This is a genomic window from Sphingomonas sp. CD22 (assembly GCF_034556155.1).
Lineage (GTDB): Bacteria > Pseudomonadota > Alphaproteobacteria > Sphingomonadales > Sphingomonadaceae > Sphingomonas.
On the sequence record NZ_JAYDYX010000007.1, the window covers coordinates 228,969 to 248,744 of the forward strand.

Here is a 19,776-nt window from a genome sequence, read left to right on the forward strand (position 1 = left end):
CAGGGGATGCGTGTCAGTCGATCGGATCGCCGTAGAACAGCCCGCGCCCGTCGGTGCCGACATAGACGCGCCCGGCACGGCGCGGATCGCCGGCGACCACGCGATAGCGCCCGCCCCAAAGATGCGCGGCATCGTCGATCCGCCGCCATGACGCACCGCGGTCGGTCGAACGCCAGACGCCGCGGACACCCGCCCGGCTGCCGATCGCGAACACCGCATCCTTGCCGAGCCCGAACAGCTCGACCGCCAGCCCGCCGCTCGCCGGCACGAACGACGCGCCCCCATCCTCGCTGCGGAACAGCGCGCTGCCGACCTGCAGCCACAGCCGCCCCGTCGCGTCGGGCGCAGCGACGAGCGCGCTTTGCGATTCGCGGTTGCGCGCCTGCGCCGCGGTGAGGTCGCGCGGCAGGCCGCGTCCCGCCACCGGCGCGAAGCTCGCCCCGGCATCGCGCGACACCAGCAGCCGCCCGCCCGCCGCGTCGACCGCGTAGAAGACCGCCGGATCGAGCTTGTCGGACACCGCGCGCGTCCGCGGCGGCAGGCCGCGCACCGGCGACCACGTCCGGCCGCGGTCGCGCGTCACCTGCGGCAGCCGCGCCGCAACGATCATCGTCGCGCCGTCGGCCGATACCGTGATCGCCGCCTCGCCGTTGAGGTCGTCGCGCGCCGGCGGATTACCCTGCGGCGGCAATCGCACCGGCGTCCAGTGGCGGCCGCCGTCCTCGGAACGGGCGAGGCTCGCGTCGCGGGGGCGGTCGAGATACAGGCTGCCGCTGCGGACGATCACGTTCGGCGCCTTGCCGGCATAATCGAGCATGTTGGTGTTGGAGAGATACGGGTTCGCGAACGTCGGCTGCGGCGAGCGATCGAGATCGTCGTGGACGAAGCCGGCGAGGTCGCCGAACCCCGACACGACCGGTGCGCCACCGGTCGGCGAGATCAACGTGATCACCGCGGTCTGCTCGATCCCGCGCACCCACGGCGCCCAATGCACCGTGCCGCGTGCCGGCAGGCGCTGCGCCGTATAGACGGTCGCGCCGGTGGTATAAGCGATATGGCCCGCGTCGAACGGGTCGATCGCCAGCCCCGAGATCCAATGGCCGAAATCGGCGCCCTTGCCCTCGTGGAGCAGGAACGGCGTCGTCGAGACGTCGCGGCGGCTACGGGCGCCGACGTCGTCCCAATGCACACCGTCGTCGCGGCTCAGCCACAGCGAATCACCCGCGCGATAGCGATCGATCGTCGAGACCGCGACGGTGCCCGGCGCCGAGCGCGCCACCGCGACCCCGAGGAAGCCGCCCTCGGCCCCTGCGGCCCGCCACGCCGGCGGCGTGACGTCGCGGCCATGCCCCTGCGGGTCGTAGCGCCAAACCGCGCCGGTCTTGACGTCGCTGGGGCCGATCCCGCTGGCGAAGCCGACCCACAGCACGCCGCGTGCGTCGACCACGCCCTTGGCGGCGAACAGCGCCGGCCCCGCCACCGCGATCCAATGCACCCCGCCGTCGTCGGAGCGATACAGTGCCGGCCCGCCCGGATCGGCGATCCCGGCCCAGATGCGCTGCGAAGCGCCTGCCCTGCCGCTGGTCGGATCGATCGCGACGAAGGCGACGCCGCCGTGGCTGGTGCGCCGCGGCGGCTGGCCCAGCCCCTTGTGCGGGAAACCCGCCACCGGCGACCAGCTCTGCCCCGCATCGCGGCTCTGCCACAGGCCGTCGTGCCGCGACCCGAAGAACAGCCGCCGATGGTCATTGGGGTCGATCGCCAGCCGCTCGCCGAGGCCGCGCCCCGCTTCGTTGCCGCCCATCGCGAACGGCACCGGCACCACCCGCCACGTCCGCCCGCGATCGCCCGAGCGCAGGATCGCCGCGGGCGCGCCGGCGTTCATCCCCGCCGCCATATAGACGACGTCCGCATCGACCGGATCGGCCGCGATGCTCTCGATCCCCATATAACTGGAGACGGCGTTGCCATCCTGCAGCGGCAACCAGCGCGCCGCCGCGGCATCCCAGCGATAGGCGCCGCCCATGTCGGTGCGCAGATAGGCAAGGCCGCGCTCGACCGGGCTGAAGACGATATCGGGCGCATAGCCGCCCGCGCCGACGGTGACGTTGGTCCAGCGATAGCGCGCCGCCGGCTGCGCAGGCGACGCCGCCGGCATGGCCAGCATCGCCAAGGCCATCAGCAGCGCCCGCCCGACGCGGCTTCGTCTCCCAGCCCGTTGGCGCAACCCGCTCAATTCCCCGACGCCACCGGTTGCAGCGTCGCCAGCACCACGTCGTTGCTGCGCATCGGCAGCCGCAGCGTATAGCCGCCGTCGCGACCGACCTGCACGACGCGCGCGATCTCCGGCGTGTCGGTGGTGAGCGCCTGCAATTCGGCGATCTGCGCCGGTGTCAGCGTCTTGGGCGATCCCATCGCCAGATAGCGCGAATGCGCATCGTTGTTCTGATAGCCGGTCCGGTGCACCGTCAGCCGATACCGCCCCGGCGCGAGATGGGTCAGATGCAGGTCCGCCGCCGCGGCGGCCGTCGCCGGCAATTGCCGGGTGAAGAACGGCCGGTTGCTCAGCGTCTGCTTGGGCTGCTGCCAGTTCCAGACCAGCACGTTGGTCCGCCCGCCCTCGGTCGTCGCCAGCGCCTGCGCGTCGGCGAGCGCGATCTCAGGCCCGCTCAGCGCGTGGAGATATTTATATGCGAACCACGCCGGCTTGCGGATGCCCTCGCGGTTCATCAGCCCGAAGCCGCCGTGGAACGGCGTCGGCGGCGGCCCGGCCTCTTCGAACAGGTCGCTATAGGTCCAATAGCTCATCCCCTGCGCGATCCCGCGCGTGGCGAGCAGCTTGGTCAGGATATAAGGCGCGCTGACATAGGAATCGTGCACCGGATCGCGCGGATTGTAGCTCGCGCTCCATTCGGTGAAGTACAGCGGCAGGCCGGGGAATTTCGACGACGCGATCTCCGCGCGGACGCGGCGGACGTCGCCGACGATCGCATCGGGATTGGTCGACAGGCGATTGTCGTCCTCGCCCTTCTCGTCGAGGAAACCGCCGTCGACGCCATAGGTATGCGTCGTGACGAAATCGATCGGCACCTTACGCGCCGCGGCATAATCGAGCAGGTCGGGCACCCACGCAGCCCCCGCCGTCGCCGGCCCGCCGACGCGCAATGCCGGGTCGATCGCCTTGATCGTCCGCGCGCTCGATTCGTACAGGCTGAGATACGCCGCTTTGTCGCCCTTCTCCCAGAAGCCGGCGAGATTGGGCTCGTTCCACACCTCGAAATACCAGCTGCGCACCTCCCCGGCGCCATAACGCTGGCGCAGGTGGCGGACGTAGGCGTCGATCAGCCTGGCCCAGCCCTCGGCCTGCGGGTGCGAGGTATTGCCCTTCCAGTAGAAGATCGTCTGGTTCGAGGTCTTGAGCGCGTCCGGCGTGAAGCCCAGCTCGACGAATGGCTTGATCTTGCGCGCGAGCATCGCGTCGTAGAGCTGGTCGATCTTCGTCCAGTCGTAGACGATGCGGCCGTCGCGCATCTTCACCGTGCCGAGCGCATCGGTGAACACGTCGTGGAAGCGGACGTAACGGAAGCCGAGCTCGCGCACCGCGGTGTCGAGCTGCGCGAGGCTGTCCGGGCGGATCAGCGTCCCGGCGAAGTCCGATCCCACCGACAGATCGAAGGCGCGATCGATCGGCGCAGCCGCCCGCGCGACGTCGACCTCGATCGCCCGGACCGGCTCGGGCGCAGGTGCCGCGGACGCCGCGGCAGCAAGACAGAGCAGCGCACCGGCGCCGAAACGGAACGGGAGCGTGGTCATGGCGGTCCTTCGGATCGGGAGATGGCAGACGCCCCGCCCGCCGGTCGGCGAGCGGGGCGCTGGGTCACTAGAAAGCGAGGCTGATCCCGGTCGAGATGCGGCGATCGCTCTGGAACCAGCTACGGCCGTACAGCTTGCCGCCCGGATAGCCGCCCATCAGCGTGCGCTGCGTCGCGCCGAGGATGTTGGTGAACTGGACACCGAAGGAGAAATTGTCGGTGACCTTGAACCGCGCCCCGCCATCGACCGTGCCATAGGCGTCGCCATAGACGGGCAGCGCGATCTGGATCGCCTGCCCGGTCGCGCCCGGCGCGGAATAGTAAGTATAGGTCGGGTTGGTGCCGTTGCTGTTGGTCGTCTGCAGGTAGCGCGAGCGCCACGAATACGCGACGCGGAACGACACCGCCTGCTTCTCGTAGAGCAACGTGACGTTGGCATTATGCTTCGACAGGCCGATCAGCGGCGCGTCGGCACGCTGGACGCCGTTGATGTCGCGATACAGATCGCCCGGGTTCTTGCTGTCGATGAACGTATAGTTCGCCTCGAAGCCGAGACCTGACAGCACGCCCGGCAGCATGTCGAGGAAGGCACGACCGCCGACCTCGACGCCCTTCACCGTCGCCGCCTTGGTGGCGTTGATGTAATCGGTCGCCGCCGCACTGACGTTCTCGCTGGTGCCGTCGGTATAGACCACGGTCACCTGGCGCTGGGTCAGCGAGTAGATCGGCAGATCGGTCAGCCGCTTGTAGAACGGCGCGAGGTGGAAGGCGGTACCGGGACGCGCATAATATTCGAACGACAGATCGAAGTTGTTCGACATCGTCGGCTTGAGCAACGGATTGCCCGTGTCCGCGGTGAAGTTGGTGAAGATGTTCGGCAGGCTGCTGCCGCCGTTGACGTTGCCGGGGTTGCTCGTCGTCGCGACGCCGATGCTGCCCGACGCACGCAGCGCGTTGAACGTCGGCAGATCCATGGTGATGTTGTAACCGCCGCGGATCTTGATCTTCTCGTTCGGCGCATAGTCGACGTTGATCGACGGCAGCCAGCGGGTGAACTCCGCCTTGCCGCCACGGGCCAGGAACGTCTGCCCCAGCGTCTGCGTCTGGCCGTTGCGGATGAACGTATTGGCGTTCTGCTGGATGTAGCCGCTGCCCTCGTTCTGGATATTGACGACGCGGACGCCGACGTTGCCCGAGATGCCGCCCTCCGGCCGGCCGAAGCGCGCCAGCGCATAGGCCGCCTTGGTGATCGTCTTGTTGTCGACCTGATCGCCCGGCAGCACGAAGCCGGCAGGCCGCGTGATCGCCGAACCACCGCCATATCCGCTGCCGGCCGGGAGCGGGCCCGCGACCGAACAGTCGAACTGCGCGGTGGCGGGGCAGAAGCCCGCCGGCGGCGACGCCACCAGCCCGGTGCGATTCGCCACGAAGCGCTTCGCCAGATCCTCGCTCGCGAACATCAGATTGCCCGGCAGCACCGTCTCGCCGCGGAAGAAGTCCTTGAACGCGTGATAGGTCGTGTCGCCCGGGGCGGCATTGGCATAGGTCAGCTGCGGATCGCCGTTCCAGCCGCGGCCCAGCGCGCTCCAATTGTAACCGTTGCCGAGGTCGCGCTCGGTCCGCTCCGCCGCACGCGCGCCGACCTTGATCGCCTTCAGGAAGCTGTCGTCGAACGAATATTCGGCGTCGAGATTGGCCGAATCGAGCCGCCCCTTGTTGCGCTCGTTATGCGGCATCGACGCCGACCAAAAATAGCTGGCGGGATTGGCGAAGCCCGCCTGTGCGGCGGCAGTCGTGGTGATCTGCGGCAGGTCGTTGGTCAGGTCCATGCCGAAGCCGGTACCGAAGCTGACGTCGCGGAAGATGTCGAGACGATCGTAGATCTGGCGCGAATCGACGCGCTGCAATGCGCCCTTGAGCGACAGATGACTGTCCGTCGGCGCATAATTGAACGCCAGCGAATAGTCGCGGGTGCGCGTGTTGCTATCGACGAAGCCCTTGTTGCCCGAGCTGGTCACGGTGTTGGCGCTGGGGAGGAAGGTGGTGGTGTCGCGGTTGAACAGCGAGCTGGTCTTGGTCAGCACGCCATTGCTGTCGAAGCTGCTGCTCGCCGGATCGACCGCCAGCGTCTGCGAGCTGACCTGCGCGCCGTAATCGCTCGACTGGCTCTTGTAGCGCGACTGGAAGAAGGTGCCGCTGAACGTCAAATCGTCGGTCGGTGCCCACTGCACCGCGCCATAGATGCCGTAGCGGCGATACTGGAACGCCTCGTCGCCATAGGTGAAGCCGCCGGGGATATAGTAATCCTTGCCGCTGATGTTCGTCTTGAAATAGGGCTCGGTGCGGATGAACTGCGACAGCGAGCTGAACTGGCTGTACGCCACGTCGGCGAGGATGCCGATCTTGCCGATCGGCGTGTCGAAGGTCTTGGTCGCGAGCACCGAGGCGACGGGATCGGCCTTCTGCGCCATGTCGCCCATGCCGAGTTCGCCGGTCGCGGCCATGTGGAACTTGCCGTTGAAGTCGAACGGCATCTTGGTGCGCAGATCGATCTGGCCGCCGGTGCCGCCCTCGATCAGGTCGGCGGTGGACGCCTTGTAGACGTCGACCGCTGCCATCAGCTCGGGGGTGACGTCGCTCCACAGGATCGCGCGGCCGTTGTTGGCGCTGAAGATCTCGCGGCCGTTGAGGCGCGAGGCGACGCCGGTCAGGCCGCGCACCTGCACGCCCGAACCCTGCACCGAGAAGTGGTCGGGATCGCCGAGCGCCGCAAAGCGCACGATCGACACGCCCGAGACGCGCTGGAGCACTTCGGTGATGCTGTTGTCGGGCAGCTTGCCCGCCTCGTCGGCGACGACCGAATCGATGATCGTCTCGCTGCGGCGCTTGCGCTCGTCGGCGGCCTGCAACGCGGCGCGGCGGCCGGTGACGACGATCTCTTCGCCGCCCGGCTGGTCGCTGCTCTGGTCGCCGGCGGTGGTCGCCGCCTGGCCGGTGGTCTGGGGGATGGCGCTGGTGTCGGCCTGGCCGATGCCGGCCGCCGCCGCCGGCGATGATACCGCGATCATCCCCAGCACGAGACCCGATACGCCTGCCCGCAGGGCGGCGTTGAATGCCGGACGATATCCGTCCGTGCTCGCGATGTTCGTCATCCCCAGACCCTCTCCGCCCAAATGGCGATAAACCTTGAATTCACGCTTTATGTTAGCGCTAGCATTTTCATTAGTGGATTTTGCTATCAGCAGCAATTACCATTTTGGCACATCGACTCCGAGACGGTCGCTCTGTGACAATTGTGTAACAGTGCCGGCAACAATTTCCCTCTGCGATATTGATAGTCACTTGCAACAGCAGAGCGTCACGCTATGCGGCCAGTGAGTTCAAGGAGTTAGAGAGATGACGGCTTTCATGGCGCTGATGGCGGCCACCGCTGCAGTGACGCCGGCGAGCGACACGGGCGCCGACGATCCGCAGCGCAGCAGCGACGACATCATCGTCACCGGCCAGCGCAGCGAAGGCAGCGACGATTACGGCGTCAAGACGCAACGCACCGCGACCCGCCTGCCGCTCAGCCAGCGCGAAACGCCGCAATCGGTCAGTGTCGTCACCCGCGCGCAGATCGACGATCTTCAGCTCAACGACGTCAACGCGCTGCTCGCGACGGTGCCGGGCATCAACGTGCTCGCCGGCGAGACCGACCGCGTCTATTTCTCGGCGCGCGGCTTCGACATCCAGACCTTCCAGATCGACGGGATCGGCCAGCCCTTCTCGTTCGGCATCCAGACCGGGTCGATCGACACCGCGATCTACGACCGGGTCGAGGTGGTGCGCGGCGCGCCGGGGCTGCTATCGCCGACCGGCAACCCCTCGGCAGTGATCAACTTCATCCGCAAGCGCCCGTATCACGAGCTCAAAGTCTCGGCGAGCGCGCAATATGGCTCGTTCGACAACAAGCGGATCGACGGCGACGTCAGCGTACCGCTCACCGCCGACGGCAGCATCCGCGCCCGCGCGGTCGGCGCGTTGCTCGATACCGACAGCTATCTCGATCGCTACAGCCTGCGGCGCTGGACCGGCTATGGCATCGTCGAGGCCGATCTCGGCGCCAACACCGTGATCAGCGCCGGCTACGGCCATCAGGACCATCAGAGCCGCGGCGCGATGTGGGGCGCGACGCCGCTCTATTACACCGACGGCTCGCGCATCGATTTCGCCCGCTCCGCCAATTACGCGCCGCGCTGGTCGGGCTGGAACGTCGTCGACCGCCAGATCTTCGGCGACCTCACGCACGATTTCGGCAACGGCTGGACCGGCAAGGTGTCGGTGCTGCGCAAGGCGACGAGCGAGAACGACACGCTCTTCTACGTCTATGGCAATCCGGTGCGCGGCGCGCCGGGCGGCATCGACACGCTCGGCACGGCGACCACGGCGGACGACATCGGTATCCGCAGCTATCCCGGCGCATTCAAGGGCGAGGCGCGCAATCTGACGCTCGACGCCTATATCGGTGGCCCGGTATCGGTCGGCGGGCGCCAGCACGACGTCATGGTCGGCGTCATGCGCGGTGCCGAACGCTACCGGCAATATTCCAGCTATGACTATAGCCAAGTCGGCTTGCTGCTGCCGCTCGACACCTTCTTCGACGGAAATTTCCCGAAGACGACCTTCCCCACGCCCTACGACCTCAGCCTCGACCAGCATCGGCAGCGCGAGACGGTCTATGGCCTCGTCCGCCTCAACCTCGCCGATCCGTTCAAGGTGATGCTCGGCGGCAATTACACGCACGCGCAGAGTAACGGCACCTCCTATGGCGAAGCGACCGACTTCGACCGCACGCGCTTCCTGCCGTTCGTCGGCGCCACCTACGACCTGACGTCGACGATCAGCGCCTATGCGAGCTATGCGACGATCTTCAATCCGCAGACCGAATTCGATGCCAACAACCGCCAGCTCGCGCCGATCACCGGCGACAATCTGGAGGCGGGGCTGAAGGGCGCGTGGTTCGGCGGCCGATTCAACGCCAGCGCCGCCGTCTTCCAAGCGCGTCAGAACAACACCGCGCAGGCCGGCGCCTTCCTCAACGGCCGGCAGACCTATGACGCGGTCGACGCCACGTCGCAGGGTATCGAGATCGAGGCGAGCGGCCAGCCCGTCCCCGGCGTGCAGGTGACCGGCGGCTTCACCGTGATGCGCGTGCGCGGCGACGACGACCAGCCGGTGCGCACCTTCGTGCCGCGCAACACCGGCCGCCTCAACCTCTCCTACACGCCGCAGGGTCTGAAGGCGCTCAAGCTCGGCGCTTCGGTGCAATATCAGGGCCGCTTCTATTTCGAGCCCGGCTCGCTGTCCTCGACCACCGGCCAGCCGATCCGCATCACGCAAGGCGGGGTGGCGACGGTCGACCTGTTCGGCCGCTACGCGCTCACCGAGAATGTCTCGGTCGGCGTCAATCTGCAGAACGTCACCAACGCCAAATACCTCACCGCGCTGACCTTCGACCAGAGCCGCTACGCCGCGCCGCGTGCGATCCTCGGCACGATCAGCCTACGCTATTGAGCGACGGGGCGCAGGCGGGCGATGGCACCGCCCTCGCCCCCGGACGTTTTCATCAGCAGCAAAGGAGATGTGCATTGCCCGATGAAAACCACGAAAAGCCCGTCCTTTACATGCCCGACAGCCCCAATGTCGGCGCCGCCGATCCCGACGGCGACCCCGACGATCCCAAGCGCGCCGCCAAGGATCAGGCACGCGCCGACGATCTCGCCGCCAAGGTGGCGATCGGCGACGAATTGTCTGGCTATGAGAAGGTCGCCGGCCGCGGCGTCCCGCGCGACTGACCTTATTCCGGCGCGGCGTCCTGACGCCGCGCCACTCGCAGCACCGTATAGCCCGCGATCCCCGACAGCAGCGACCCGAGCAGCACGCCGAGCTTCGCCTCGCTCTGCAGCAGCGGCGCATCGGGAAAGGCGAGCAGCGTGATGAAGATACTCATCGTAAAGCCGATCCCGCACAACAAGGCGACGCCGAAGAGCTGACCCCGCCCGGCGTGCGCGGGCATGTCGGCGAGGCCGAGCCGGATTGCCAGCATCGCGCAGCCGAACACGCCGGCGACCTTGCCGATCACCAGCCCGCCCAGCACCCCGAGCGTCACCGGTGCGGTCAGTGCCCCGGCGGGCAGCCCGAGCAGCGGCACCGCGGCATTGGCCAGCGCGAACACCGGCACCACCAGAAACGCCACCGGCCGGTGCAGCGCGTGTTCGAGCCGGTGCAACGGGCTGGGATCGTCCGCGTCGGACCGCCCCCGGGTGGGCCGCATCGGGATGGTCAGCGCCAGCACCACCCCGGCCAGCGTCGCATGCACGCCCGAGCGCAGCACGAACACCCAGAGGATCACGCCGATCGCCAGATAGATCGACAATCGCTGCACCCCGTACCGGTTGCAGCCGACCAGCAGCGCGACCGCTACCGCCGCGCCGGCAAGATCGGGCCACGACAGGCCGGCGGTATAGAAGATCGCGATGATCAGCACCGCGCCGAGATCGTCGAGGATCGCCAGCGCCGCGAGGAACACGCGCAGCGACGCCGGCACGCGCTCGCCGAGCAGCGCGATGACGCCCAGCGCAAAGGCGATGTCGGTCGCCGCGGGGATCGCCCAGCCCGATGCCGTCGGCCCGCGGTTGACCGCGAGGAACAGCAAGGCGGGCACGATCATCCCGCCCGCGGCGGCGATGCCGGGCAGCACGCGGCGCGGCCAGGTCGACAATTGCCCGTCGACCATCTCGCGCTTGATCTCCAGCCCGACGAGCAGGAAGAAGACGGCCATCAGCGCATCGTTGATCCAATGGCCGAGCGACAGCGGGCCGATGTCGGCATGCAGCAGCGCGGCATAGCCCGGCCCGAGCGGCGAATTGGCGATGCCCAATGCGACGACCGCGGCCGCCATCAGCACCAGCCCGGCGGAGGATTGCGCGGCGAGGAAGGCGCGGATCGCGCTGGTCCGCGCACGTGTGATAGAGGTCATGCGATCATCGTCCGAAGGCGGGCGGCAGGTCCGCCCGACGCGAAACCCTGCCCGCTTCTGGACCGGCACGCCGCCGTAACCAAGCCGATTGTCGCGTTTATGAGATGCGAAGACCCGATGCCGCGGCACCGGGAGGCCGAAGTGGCTCTATCCGATCCCTCTGGGGTGGAGGGTCCTGTGACGGATAGAGCCAAATCAGAATGGTGGGCGTGGCAAGGATTGAACTTGCGACCCCTGCGATGTCAACACAGTGCTCTACCACTGAGCTACACGCCCGCCGGAGGTGCGCCATTAGCCGGGGTTTTCCGGCCTGGCAAGCGGTCAATTCAATCCGGTGGCACTTCCCGTCTCGAAAACGCGATCCACCTCGGCGACGAGGTCGCGCAGGTGGAAGGGCTTGGACAGGACGCGCGCATTGGGCATCTCGCGCCCCGCCTTCAGCGTCACCGCGGCGAAGCCGGTGATGAACATCACGCGCAGTCCCGGCACCATCTCGGCGGCGCGGCGGGCAAGTTCGATGCCGTCCATCTCGGGCATGACGATGTCGGTGAGCAGCAGGTCGAACGATTCGCTCTCCAGCAGCGGGATCGCCGCCGTGCCGCGGTCCACCGCCGCCACCGCATAGCCCGCGCGCTCCAGCGCACGGGTGAGATATTCGCGCATGACTTGATCGTCTTCGGCCAGCAGGATTCGGATCATCGCCTTGTCGGTCTCCATTCGCGCGCCGTCCTATGATCCGCAGTTGTGAAGATTTCCAGCGCGCCGAACGCGGGAACGCGATAGGACGTGCCATAGATGGACGCATCGTTCGATACGATCGGCGGGCTCGACCGCGACGGTGCGCCGCTCAGCCCGGTGGTCCTGTCGGTGCCACACGCCGGTCGCGACTATCCGACGGCGCTGCTCGGCGCGCTGCGGCTGCCGGCGACCGCACTGACGATCCTCGAAGATCGCTTCGTCGATGAGGTCGCGCACGGCGCGCGGACGCAGGAGACGATACTGGTCCAGCGTCGCGCGCGCGCCTGGATCGACCTCAACCGAGGCGAGGGCGAACGCGACCCGCGCGTCGACGAGGGCGTACGCTCGCACGGCCAGCCCGCCCCTTCCGCCAAGGTGCGCAGCGGACTGGGCCTGGTGCCGCGCCGCGCCGGGGCGGCGGGCGATCTGTGGCGGCGGCGGTTCAGCGCGGTCGAGGTCGCCGCGCGGATCGCGCAGGACTATCGCCCCTATCATGCCGCGCTCGCCGCCGCGCTCGCTGCCGCGCAGGCGCGGTTCGGCGTCGCGGTGCTGCTCGACGTGCATTCGATGCCGCCGCTCGGCGATCACGCCCGTATCGTGCTCGGCGACCGCTTCGGCCATGCCGCGGCGCAGCGCTTCGTCGCGCGGCTGGAGGCGGAGGCGGCGCACGCCGGCGTCCGCACCGCGCTCAACACGCCTTATGCAGGCGGCCATATCCTCGAACGCCATGCCGCCCCGGCGCGCGGCATCCACGCCATCCAGATCGAATTCGACCGCACGCTCTATCTCGATGCCGCGCTCGATCGTCCCGGCACCGGCCTGCCCGCGATCGTCGCGCTGCTCCGGCGGATGATCGCCGCGGCGGCGGACGAAGCGCTCACCGGCGACCGGTTCGCGCTGGCCGCGGAATGACATAAAAAAACCACCCCGTGCAAAAGCACGGAGTGGCCAAGGTTCAGGGAGGAGACACACTGAAAGTGTGTCATACGGGCTCGCGAAAGGGGGGACACGAGCGCCGTACTTTCATAAAATAGTCGAGCGCCCGATTGGTTCAACCCCCGGCCCGCCAGCCGTTCTTTTTTTCCGTTCGGTTCTTTTACTTACCCAGCACGGGCGCGATTCGTACGAGCACCGAATCGCGTAGCAGCAGATGGTGGCGCAGCGCCGCGGCGACGTGCAGCACGACCAGCGCCAGCATCAGCCAGCCGAGCAACCCGTGCGCATCATGGCCCAGATCTGAGGCGCGGCTGCCGACCGGCAACAGCGGCACGTCGAACAGCCCGAACCAGCTCAGCGGCCGCTGCGGCCCGGGGCCGGGGCCCGAGACCATCATCCAGCCGGTCAGCGGCATCGCGACCATCAGCAGATACAGCGTCCAATGCGTGGCATGCGCGACGCCCTTCTCCCACGCCGGCGTTCCAGCGGGCAGCGCCGGCGGACGATGCGTCAGCCGCCAGGCGACGCGGCCGGCGGTCAGCGCCAGTACGGTGATGCCGATCGCCTTGTGCGCCCCCATCAGCGCGCGCAGCGCGGGACTATAGTCGTGGCCGATGCCGATGATCAGATTGGCGACGACCAGCACCGCGATCGTCCAATGGAAGGCGATCGCCACCCGCGAATACCGTTCGCCGTCGGTCCGGTTCGTCATAGCGTGCAACCCCTTGCTAACCCGCGGCAACAGTCGACCGGCGCGAACGACGGGTCAAGCCATGGCGGGGCCCGGACACGACACGGGCGGGAATCGCGTCACGCGACCCCGCCCGTGCGATCGATAACGGTCGAGGGATCAGCCGAACTGCGGCTGCGGCACCTTGTTCTGCTGCGCCTGGCGACCGAAGATCTCGCGCATCAGCGACAGCGAGAACAGATGCGCGTAGAGCAGCGGCAGCATGCCCGACTGCGACATCTTGCGCAGCTGGTCGCCGCGCAGCCCGGCGAGCTTTTCTTCGTTGATCATCTGGAAGCCGCGATAGACGAACGGCTGCTGGTTCTCGTCGATCTGGATGGTGACCTCGCCGTCCATCAGCAATTCCTGCTCGCGCAGCTCGTTCATGAACGCCTGCGTGCGGGCGCCGGCCTGTTCGAACTGCTCGGCGAAGTCGAGGATCGCCTTGGTCACCTGGCTCGGCTGGCCGTTCTCGAACAAGGGCTCGCCGTCGTCATAGGCGCCGAGCGCCTCCGAGGTCGGGTCGAAGCACAGCGACAGCTCCTCGGCGTCGGGACGCAGCCGCGCGAGCATATAGGGGTAGCGGCGGACATAGGCCGGGACGTAGAAATTGGTCTCGGTCAGCTTGCCGTCGTCGCCCATGAAGACGTTGACGCCCTCGTTGAGGCCCATCAGCGCGAGCGGGATCGCATCGTCGCCGACCGAGAAGACGATCGGCATGTGACGCTGCACCAGCGGAAATTCGTCGGTGGTGATCGGAATCGCATGCTGGCCGACGAGGAACGGCGCGCTGTCCTGCTGGCGGACACGCCAATCGGCATGCGTCTCGCTCGAGAGCGGCTCGAGGCCGTTGTAGAACAAAGGAAGCGGCGCACTGGCCATGGGAACTCTCTCCGTGGTGGATAGTTTGCGGCGCAGCCGCTCGCTGGGCGCTGCTCTATTGGGCCACAGCCGAGGGTGCAAGCGCCACGAGCTTGCCGGGGTTGAGGATGCCGAGCGGGTCCATCGCCGCCTTCACCGCGCGCAACGCCATCAGCCGCGCGGGCGACGACAGCCGTTCCAGCTCGTCGCGTTTCATCTGACCGATGCCGTGTTCGGCGGCGATCGAGCCCCCCGCCGCGATCACCAGATCGTCGACGAAGCGCGTCACCACCGGCACTTGCTCGGCATACCAATGCGCTGGATCGGTGCCCGGCGCGGCGCGCACGTGGAAATGGACGTTGCCGTCGCCGAGATGACCGAAGCCGCTCGCGTGGCAACCGGGGAAGCGCGCCTCGCACGCCGCCGCCGCCTCGATCATGAAGGCGGGCATCGCATCGACCGGCACCGACAGATCGTGCTGCGACGCCGGCCCGAGCGCGCGCTCCGAATCGGAGATCGATTCGCGGATACGCCAGAAATCCGCCGCCTGCGCCGCGCTCGCCGCCAGCGTCGCATCCGCGATCAGCCCGTCGGCGAGCGCATCATCCAGCACCCGCTCCATGAGCGCGTCGCCCGCCGGATCGGTATGTTCGATCAGCAGATGCCACGCCGCCGCCCCCGCCACCGGCGCGCGCAGGCCGGGCACATAGGCGAGCACCGCGGCGAGCGATTCGCGCGGCAGGATCTCGAAACTTTCCAGCGCCTCGGTCGCCGCCTGGAAGCGGCGGAGCAGCGCCAGCGCCGCGGCCGGATCGCGCACCGCCGCCCAGGCGGTCGAGCGCGTCGTCGGCACCGCCACCAGCCGCAGCGTCGCCGCGGTGACCACGCCCAACGTCCCCTCCGCGCCGACCAGCAATTGCGTCAGATCGTAACCGCGATTGTCCTTCTTGAGCGGCGCCAGCCCGTCGTGGACGCTGCCGTCGGCGAGCACCACCTCGACCCCCGCGACCAGCCCGCGCATCGAGCCGAAGCGCAGCACCTGCGTGCCGCCGGCGTTGGTCGAGACGAGCCCGCCGATCGTCGCATTGCCCTTGGCGCCGAGCGTCAGCGGAAAGCGCCGGTCGACGGCGAGCGCGGCGTCGTGCAGGTCGGACAGGATCACCCCCGCCTCCGCCACCGCCAGCCCCGCGGCGGCATCGACGCGGCGGATCGCGGTCATCCGCCGCAGCGACAGGATCAGCGCCGAGCCGTCGGCGGGCGGCGTCGCGCCGCCGACCATCGAGCTGTTGCCGCCCTGCGGAACCAGCGCCACGCGATGCCGCGCCGCGGCGGCGACTACCGCGGCGACCTCCGCGGTAGAGGCGGGGGCGAGGATCGCCGGCGCTGCGCCGTGGAAGCGCCGCCGCCAGTCGACCAGCCACGGCGCGATCGCGGCGGGATCGGTGACGATCCCCTTTCGTCCCAATACGGGAGCGAGCGCGTCGAGCATGGCGGTCTGCGCAGGTGTCATGCCGCGTCCGCTAGGCCAAGTTCATCGCGCGTTCAACGATCCGGGCTAAGGGGCGAGGTCTGACATGCTGCATCCCGCGCTTCCCATCCTGCTGATCGCCGTCGCGGCGCCCGCCGTCGCGGCGCTCGGCGACGGCGCGGGCCAGCGTGACGGCACGCTTTTCGCGCAGATGACGATCCACGAGCGCGTCATCATCCGCCTGCCGCGCATGGGCCCGGCGGCGCGCGCGCCGATCCCCGCGCCGATCCGCTACAAGGAGAAGAAGGGGCCGAAATGCGTCGCCGCCGCCAATCTCGGCGGTGCGCTGATCCAGGAACCCGGCGCGGTCGATCTGGTGATGAGCGGCGGCAAGCGGCTGCGCGCCCGGCTCGACAAGGATTGCGGCCCGCTCGATTATTACGGCGGCTTCTACCTGCGCCCCGCCGCCGACGGCCAGGTCTGCGCCGGCCGCGACGTGATCCGCATGCGCTCCGGTGCGAGCTGCGGCATCGCGACGTTCAAGACGCTGGTCCCCGCGAAATAGCCAAAGCCGCCGGTTCGAGCGGAGTAAATAAGTCCTCCCCCGCCAGGGGGAGGTGGCACGGCAAAGCCGTGACGGAGGGGGAGGACAGGGCGGGAGCCCGGTAACGAAGCTCCCGCCCTGTCCTCCCCCTCCACCACTCGGCTTGCGCCGAGCGCCCCCCTTCCCCCTGTCGGGGGAGGACTTGGCGCACCAATTCTTGACTTTTGCGACCAAATCCGCAAGCGCCGGCGACAATGGTCTCGCACGCGCGCGAGGTCGTGCTTATCCGGACCTTTGCATGAGCCTTATGGCATGAGCTTCGCCGACCTCGGCCTCTCCGACGAACTGCTGAAGGCGGTCACCGACGCCGGCTATACCGAGCCGACGCCGATCCAGGCGTCGGCGATCCCGTCGGTGCTGATGATGCGCGACCTGATCGGCATCGCGCAGACGGGGACGGGCAAGACCGCCGCCTTCGTGCTGCCGATGATCGACATCCTGTCGCACGGCCGCAGCCGCGCGCGCATGCCGCGCTCGCTGATCCTCGAGCCGACGCGCGAACTCGCCGCGCAGGTCGCCGAGAATTTCGAGAAATACGGCGCCGGCACCAAGCTGTCGATGGCGCTGCTGATCGGCGGCGTGTCGATGGGCGACCAGATCAAGGCGCTCGAAAAGGGCGTCGACGTGCTGATCGCGACGCCGGGGCGCCTCATGGACCTGTTCGGCCGCGGCAACATCCTGCTCACCGGCTGTTCGATGCTGGTCATCGACGAGGCGGACCGGATGCTCGACATGGGGTTCATCCCCGACATCGAGGAAATCTGCACCAAGCTGCCGAAACAGCGCCAGACTTTGCTCTTCTCGGCGACGATGCCGGCGCCGATCAAGCGGCTCGCCGACAAGTTCCTCGACAATCCCAAGATGATCGAGGTGTCGCGCCCCGCCTCGACCAACCTCAACATCAAGCAGTTCCTCGTCCCCGTCTCCGGCAATGCGATGAAGAAGCGCGAGGGGCTGCGCCAGTTGCTCGGCCAGGACGAGGTGCGCAACGCGATCATTTTCTGCAACCGCAAGACGACGGTGCGCGAGCTCAACAAGAGCCTCAAGAAGCACGGCTTCAAGTCGGGCGAGATCCATGGCGACATGGAACAGGCGCAGCGTATCGCCGAGCTCGACCTGTTCAAGGACGGCAAGATCAACATCCTCGTCGCCTCCGACGTCGCCGCGCGCGGGCTCGACATCAAGGGCGTCAGCCACGTCTTCAACTTCGACGCGCCGTGGCATCCCGACGATTACGTCCACCGCATCGGCCGCACCGGCCGCGGCGGCGCGACCGGCATCGCCTATACGCTGATCACCAGCGAGGATGCCGAGAACATCCAGAATATCGAGAAGCTGACCGGCCAGAAGATCGACCGCCTCGATCTCGGCGCCGCGCCCGAGGCGGAGGCGCCCGCCGCCGCCGCCGCGCCCGCCGGCGAGGAACCACGCCGCGGTCGCCGCGACCGCACGACGCGCGGCGAGGGCCGCCGCGACCGCCCCGCGCGCGCGCCGGTGGTGGCGGAAGCCGCGCCCGAGCCTGTCGAGGCGCCCGCCGCCGTCGAAGAACCGCGCCGCCAGCCCCGTCAGGAGCGCCGCCCGGAACCGGAATTCGCTCCCCCGCCCCGCCGCGACATCCGCCCCGACGGCGGCCGTCGTCCGCGCCGCGACGAGCGCGACGACGGCCCCGACGACGGCTGGAACGGCCCGATCCCGGAGTTCCTGAAGGCGGTGATCGGGGGCTAGCTCTTAAGTCCTCCCTCGCTTTAGCGGGAGCGCAAGGTTGGATTGCCCCCGGCAATCCAAGATCATGCCGGGGGCATGATCGACCTTGCGCTGGGGACCGCCCGCGTCAGCGGGTGGTGGAGGGGGCGTCTCCGCATACGGCGCATTCACCGTATCCTCCCCCTCCGTCAGTGCTTCGCACTGCCACCTCCCCCTGGCGGGGGAGGAATAGAATGTCCTCGGCTCTTGAACGTGCGCTTTCGCGCCCCCTCAAGCCGCCGCCGCGATCGCCGCGTCATCCAGCGCCGCCGCACGCCGATACCCCTCGCGCGCCGTCAACCGCGCGACATAATCCTCGAACGCCCCGCGCTTCGGCAGCGAGCCGAATTGCTGCCCGAACATCACCTGCGATCCGACATAGACGTCCGCCGCGGTGAAGCGGTCGCCCGCGATGAAGTCGTGCGCCGCCACCGCCTGCTCCAGCACATCGACGACCCGATCGTAATCGCCATAGCCGACCATCCGCTGCTGCGCCTCGCTCGGCACCACGCCCAGCGAGCGGTTGGTCACCGCCGCCTCGATCGGACCCGCCGCGAAGAACAGCCAGCGATAATAGTCCGCCCGCTCCTCGTCGCGCGGCGCCAGCTCCGCCGCGGGGAACGCCTCGGCGCAATAGGCGCAGATCGCCGCGCATTCCGTCACGGTCCGGCCGCGGTGGACGATCGCCGGCACCTTCGCCATCGGGTTGATCGACAGATACGGCTCCTGCTTCATCGTCGAGGCGTAATCGAGCACGATCGTGTCATATTCGACCCCCGCCTCCTCGAGCATCCAGCGTGCGATCCGCCCGCGCGACCGCGGGTTGGTGTAGAAGGTCAGTTCGGCCATCACGCGGTTCCCGTCACAGGTTCTTGGCGAACAGGTCGAGCATCCGCGCCCAGGCGCGTTCGGCCTGCGGCGGATTGTAGACCTTGCTGTCGATCACGCACCAACCGTGCATCGCATCGGCATAGACCTCGATCTCCGCCGGCCGCTTCGCCGCGGCGAACGCCTCGCGCAATGCCACCTTGTCGTTGGGGCCGCGCGCGTCGTCGTTGCTAGCGATCGCGATGAGATAGCCGCCCTTGAGCTGCGGCACGAGTTTGTGCGGGCTGTCGGGCGCGTCGCTGACCAGCCCCGCGCCGTGGAAGGACGCACCGGCATGCACCCGCGCCGGCAACGCCGCCGCGGTGCGCAGCACCATCGGCCCGCCCATGCAATAGCCCGCGCTGCCGATGCCTCGCTTGGTGTCGACCTCCTTCTGCAGGTCGAGGAAGGCGAGGAAGACCCTGGCATCGCTGGTCGTCGCCGCCGCGGTCAACGCCGCACGCCACGGCATGATCCGGTCGCGTACCGCGGGCTGGTCGAACGATTCGCCGGCCGCGATGATCGGCGACTTGGCCGAGCGGTAGAATTGGTTGACGACGAGCACCGCATAGCCCGTCTGCGCCAGCCGGTCGGCCATTTTGCGGAACGCCGGCCGCAGCCCCATGATGTCGGGCCACATCAGCACCGCGGGATGCCGGCCCGCACTCGGCGCGGTGAAATAGGCGTCGCACTGCCCGTCGGGCGTGGTGATGACGACGTCGCGCGCCGCGATCGGCTTGGCGTCGGCCGCGGTCGGCAGCACCAGCGTCGCGCCGACCGCCCCCGCCGCCAGCCCGAGCTGCCGCCGCGTCAGCGCGTTGTCCTCGACGGTGAGTTCGTCGCACATGCCTGCTCTCCCAATGCTTTAGGAGAAGCTAGCGCAGCGCGTGACGGGGCACCAGTGGGAAGCCATATTCCCTGCCACCACCCCACCGTCATGCCGGACCTGATCCGGCGTGACGCTTTTCGTCGGCGGGCTCATCGGACATCCGACAG

Annotated in this window: 15 protein-coding genes and 1 tRNA gene; 5 read left to right on the plus strand and 11 right to left on the minus strand. The window is 68.4% G+C overall.

Going from position 1 to position 19,776, the window contains the following annotated elements:
* Window positions 1-13: 13 nt before the first annotated feature.
* The 3 genes from SFC76_RS15140 to SFC76_RS15150 all read right to left on the minus strand — a co-directional run bounded on the left by SFC76_RS15140 (window position 14) and on the right by SFC76_RS15150 (window position 6,964).
* Window positions 14-2,179: a hypothetical protein gene (locus tag SFC76_RS15140; RefSeq protein WP_322850244.1), complete on the minus strand. Its 2,166-nt coding sequence runs from the start codon at window positions 2,177-2,179 to the stop codon at window positions 14-16.
* Between the two features lie 53 nt (window positions 2,180-2,232).
* Window positions 2,233-3,813 carry a GH39 family glycosyl hydrolase gene (locus SFC76_RS15145; protein ID WP_322850245.1) on the minus strand — a complete coding sequence of 527 codons (1,581 nt, stop codon included), beginning with the start codon at window positions 3,811-3,813 and terminating at the stop codon, window positions 2,233-2,235.
* Window positions 3,814-3,880: 67 nt separating this feature from the next.
* The gene (locus SFC76_RS15150; protein ID WP_322850246.1) at window positions 3,881-6,964 is read right to left on the minus strand and encodes a TonB-dependent receptor; all 3,084 of its coding nucleotides are present in this window, start codon (window positions 6,962-6,964) and stop codon (window positions 3,881-3,883) included.
* A 244-nt stretch (window positions 6,965-7,208) separates the two neighbouring features.
* On the opposite strand from SFC76_RS15150, the gene SFC76_RS15155 reads away from it, so the two are divergent.
* The gene (locus tag SFC76_RS15155) at window positions 7,209-9,368 is read left to right on the plus strand and encodes a TonB-dependent siderophore receptor (RefSeq protein WP_322850247.1); all 2,160 of its coding nucleotides are present in this window, start codon (window positions 7,209-7,211) and stop codon (window positions 9,366-9,368) included.
* A gap of 74 nt (window positions 9,369-9,442) precedes the next feature.
* Entirely contained in the window at window positions 9,443-9,649 is a 207-nt protein-coding gene (locus SFC76_RS15160; protein WP_322850248.1) for a hypothetical protein, read from the plus strand.
* 2 nt (window positions 9,650-9,651) lie between these two features.
* On the opposite strand, the gene nhaA is transcribed toward SFC76_RS15160, so the two are convergent.
* The 3 genes from nhaA to cpdR all read right to left on the minus strand — a co-directional run bounded on the left by nhaA (window position 9,652) and on the right by cpdR (window position 11,532).
* Window positions 9,652-10,833, minus strand: coding sequence for a Na+/H+ antiporter NhaA (gene nhaA, locus SFC76_RS15165; protein WP_322850249.1), 1,182 nt, complete (start codon window positions 10,831-10,833; stop codon window positions 9,652-9,654).
* Window positions 10,834-11,034: 201 nt separating this feature from the next.
* Window positions 11,035-11,109: transfer RNA gene (locus SFC76_RS15170), tRNA-Val, on the minus strand.
* A 45-nt stretch (window positions 11,110-11,154) separates the two neighbouring features.
* Window positions 11,155-11,532 carry a cell cycle two-component system response regulator CpdR gene (gene cpdR, locus SFC76_RS15175; RefSeq protein ID WP_322850280.1) on the minus strand — a complete coding sequence of 126 codons (378 nt, stop codon included), beginning with the start codon at window positions 11,530-11,532 and terminating at the stop codon, window positions 11,155-11,157.
* A 96-nt stretch (window positions 11,533-11,628) separates the two neighbouring features.
* On the opposite strand from cpdR, the gene SFC76_RS15180 reads away from it, so the two are divergent.
* Entirely contained in the window at window positions 11,629-12,483 is an 855-nt protein-coding gene (locus SFC76_RS15180) for an N-formylglutamate amidohydrolase (RefSeq protein WP_322850250.1), read from the plus strand.
* A 184-nt stretch (window positions 12,484-12,667) separates the two neighbouring features.
* Here SFC76_RS15180 and SFC76_RS15185 read toward each other — a convergent pair whose 3' ends face one another.
* The 3 genes from SFC76_RS15185 to SFC76_RS15195 all read right to left on the minus strand — a co-directional run bounded on the left by SFC76_RS15185 (window position 12,668) and on the right by SFC76_RS15195 (window position 15,608).
* Complete coding sequence (locus SFC76_RS15185; protein WP_322850251.1) at window positions 12,668-13,219, minus strand: cytochrome b; 552 nt, start codon at window positions 13,217-13,219, stop codon at window positions 12,668-12,670.
* A 138-nt stretch (window positions 13,220-13,357) separates the two neighbouring features.
* Window positions 13,358-14,119 carry a SapC family protein gene (locus tag SFC76_RS15190; protein WP_322850252.1) on the minus strand — a complete coding sequence of 254 codons (762 nt, stop codon included), beginning with the start codon at window positions 14,117-14,119 and terminating at the stop codon, window positions 13,358-13,360.
* A gap of 55 nt (window positions 14,120-14,174) precedes the next feature.
* Window positions 14,175-15,608 (minus strand): FAD-binding oxidoreductase, encoded by a 1,434-nt coding sequence (locus SFC76_RS15195; RefSeq protein ID WP_322850253.1) that lies wholly within the window; start codon window positions 15,606-15,608, stop codon window positions 14,175-14,177.
* 64 nt (window positions 15,609-15,672) lie between these two features.
* On the opposite strand from SFC76_RS15195, the gene SFC76_RS15200 reads away from it, so the two are divergent.
* Both SFC76_RS15200 and SFC76_RS15205 read left to right on the plus strand, forming a co-directional pair.
* Entirely contained in the window at window positions 15,673-16,131 is a 459-nt protein-coding gene (locus SFC76_RS15200) for a hypothetical protein (RefSeq protein ID WP_322850254.1), read from the plus strand.
* Between the two features lie 291 nt (window positions 16,132-16,422).
* Window positions 16,423-17,895 carry a DEAD/DEAH box helicase gene (locus SFC76_RS15205; RefSeq protein ID WP_322850255.1) on the plus strand — a complete coding sequence of 491 codons (1,473 nt, stop codon included), beginning with the start codon at window positions 16,423-16,425 and terminating at the stop codon, window positions 17,893-17,895.
* Between the two features lie 249 nt (window positions 17,896-18,144).
* Here SFC76_RS15205 and SFC76_RS15210 read toward each other — a convergent pair whose 3' ends face one another.
* On the minus strand, window positions 18,145-18,762 hold the full coding sequence (locus SFC76_RS15210) for a glutathione S-transferase family protein (RefSeq protein ID WP_322850256.1): 618 nt from the start codon (window positions 18,760-18,762) through the stop codon (window positions 18,145-18,147).
* Window positions 18,763-18,775: 13 nt separating this feature from the next.
* A complete protein-coding gene (locus SFC76_RS15215) occupies window positions 18,776-19,627 on the minus strand; it encodes a dienelactone hydrolase family protein (protein WP_322850257.1) in 852 nt (283 codons plus the stop codon).
* Between the last annotated feature and the right edge of the window lie 149 nt (window positions 19,628-19,776).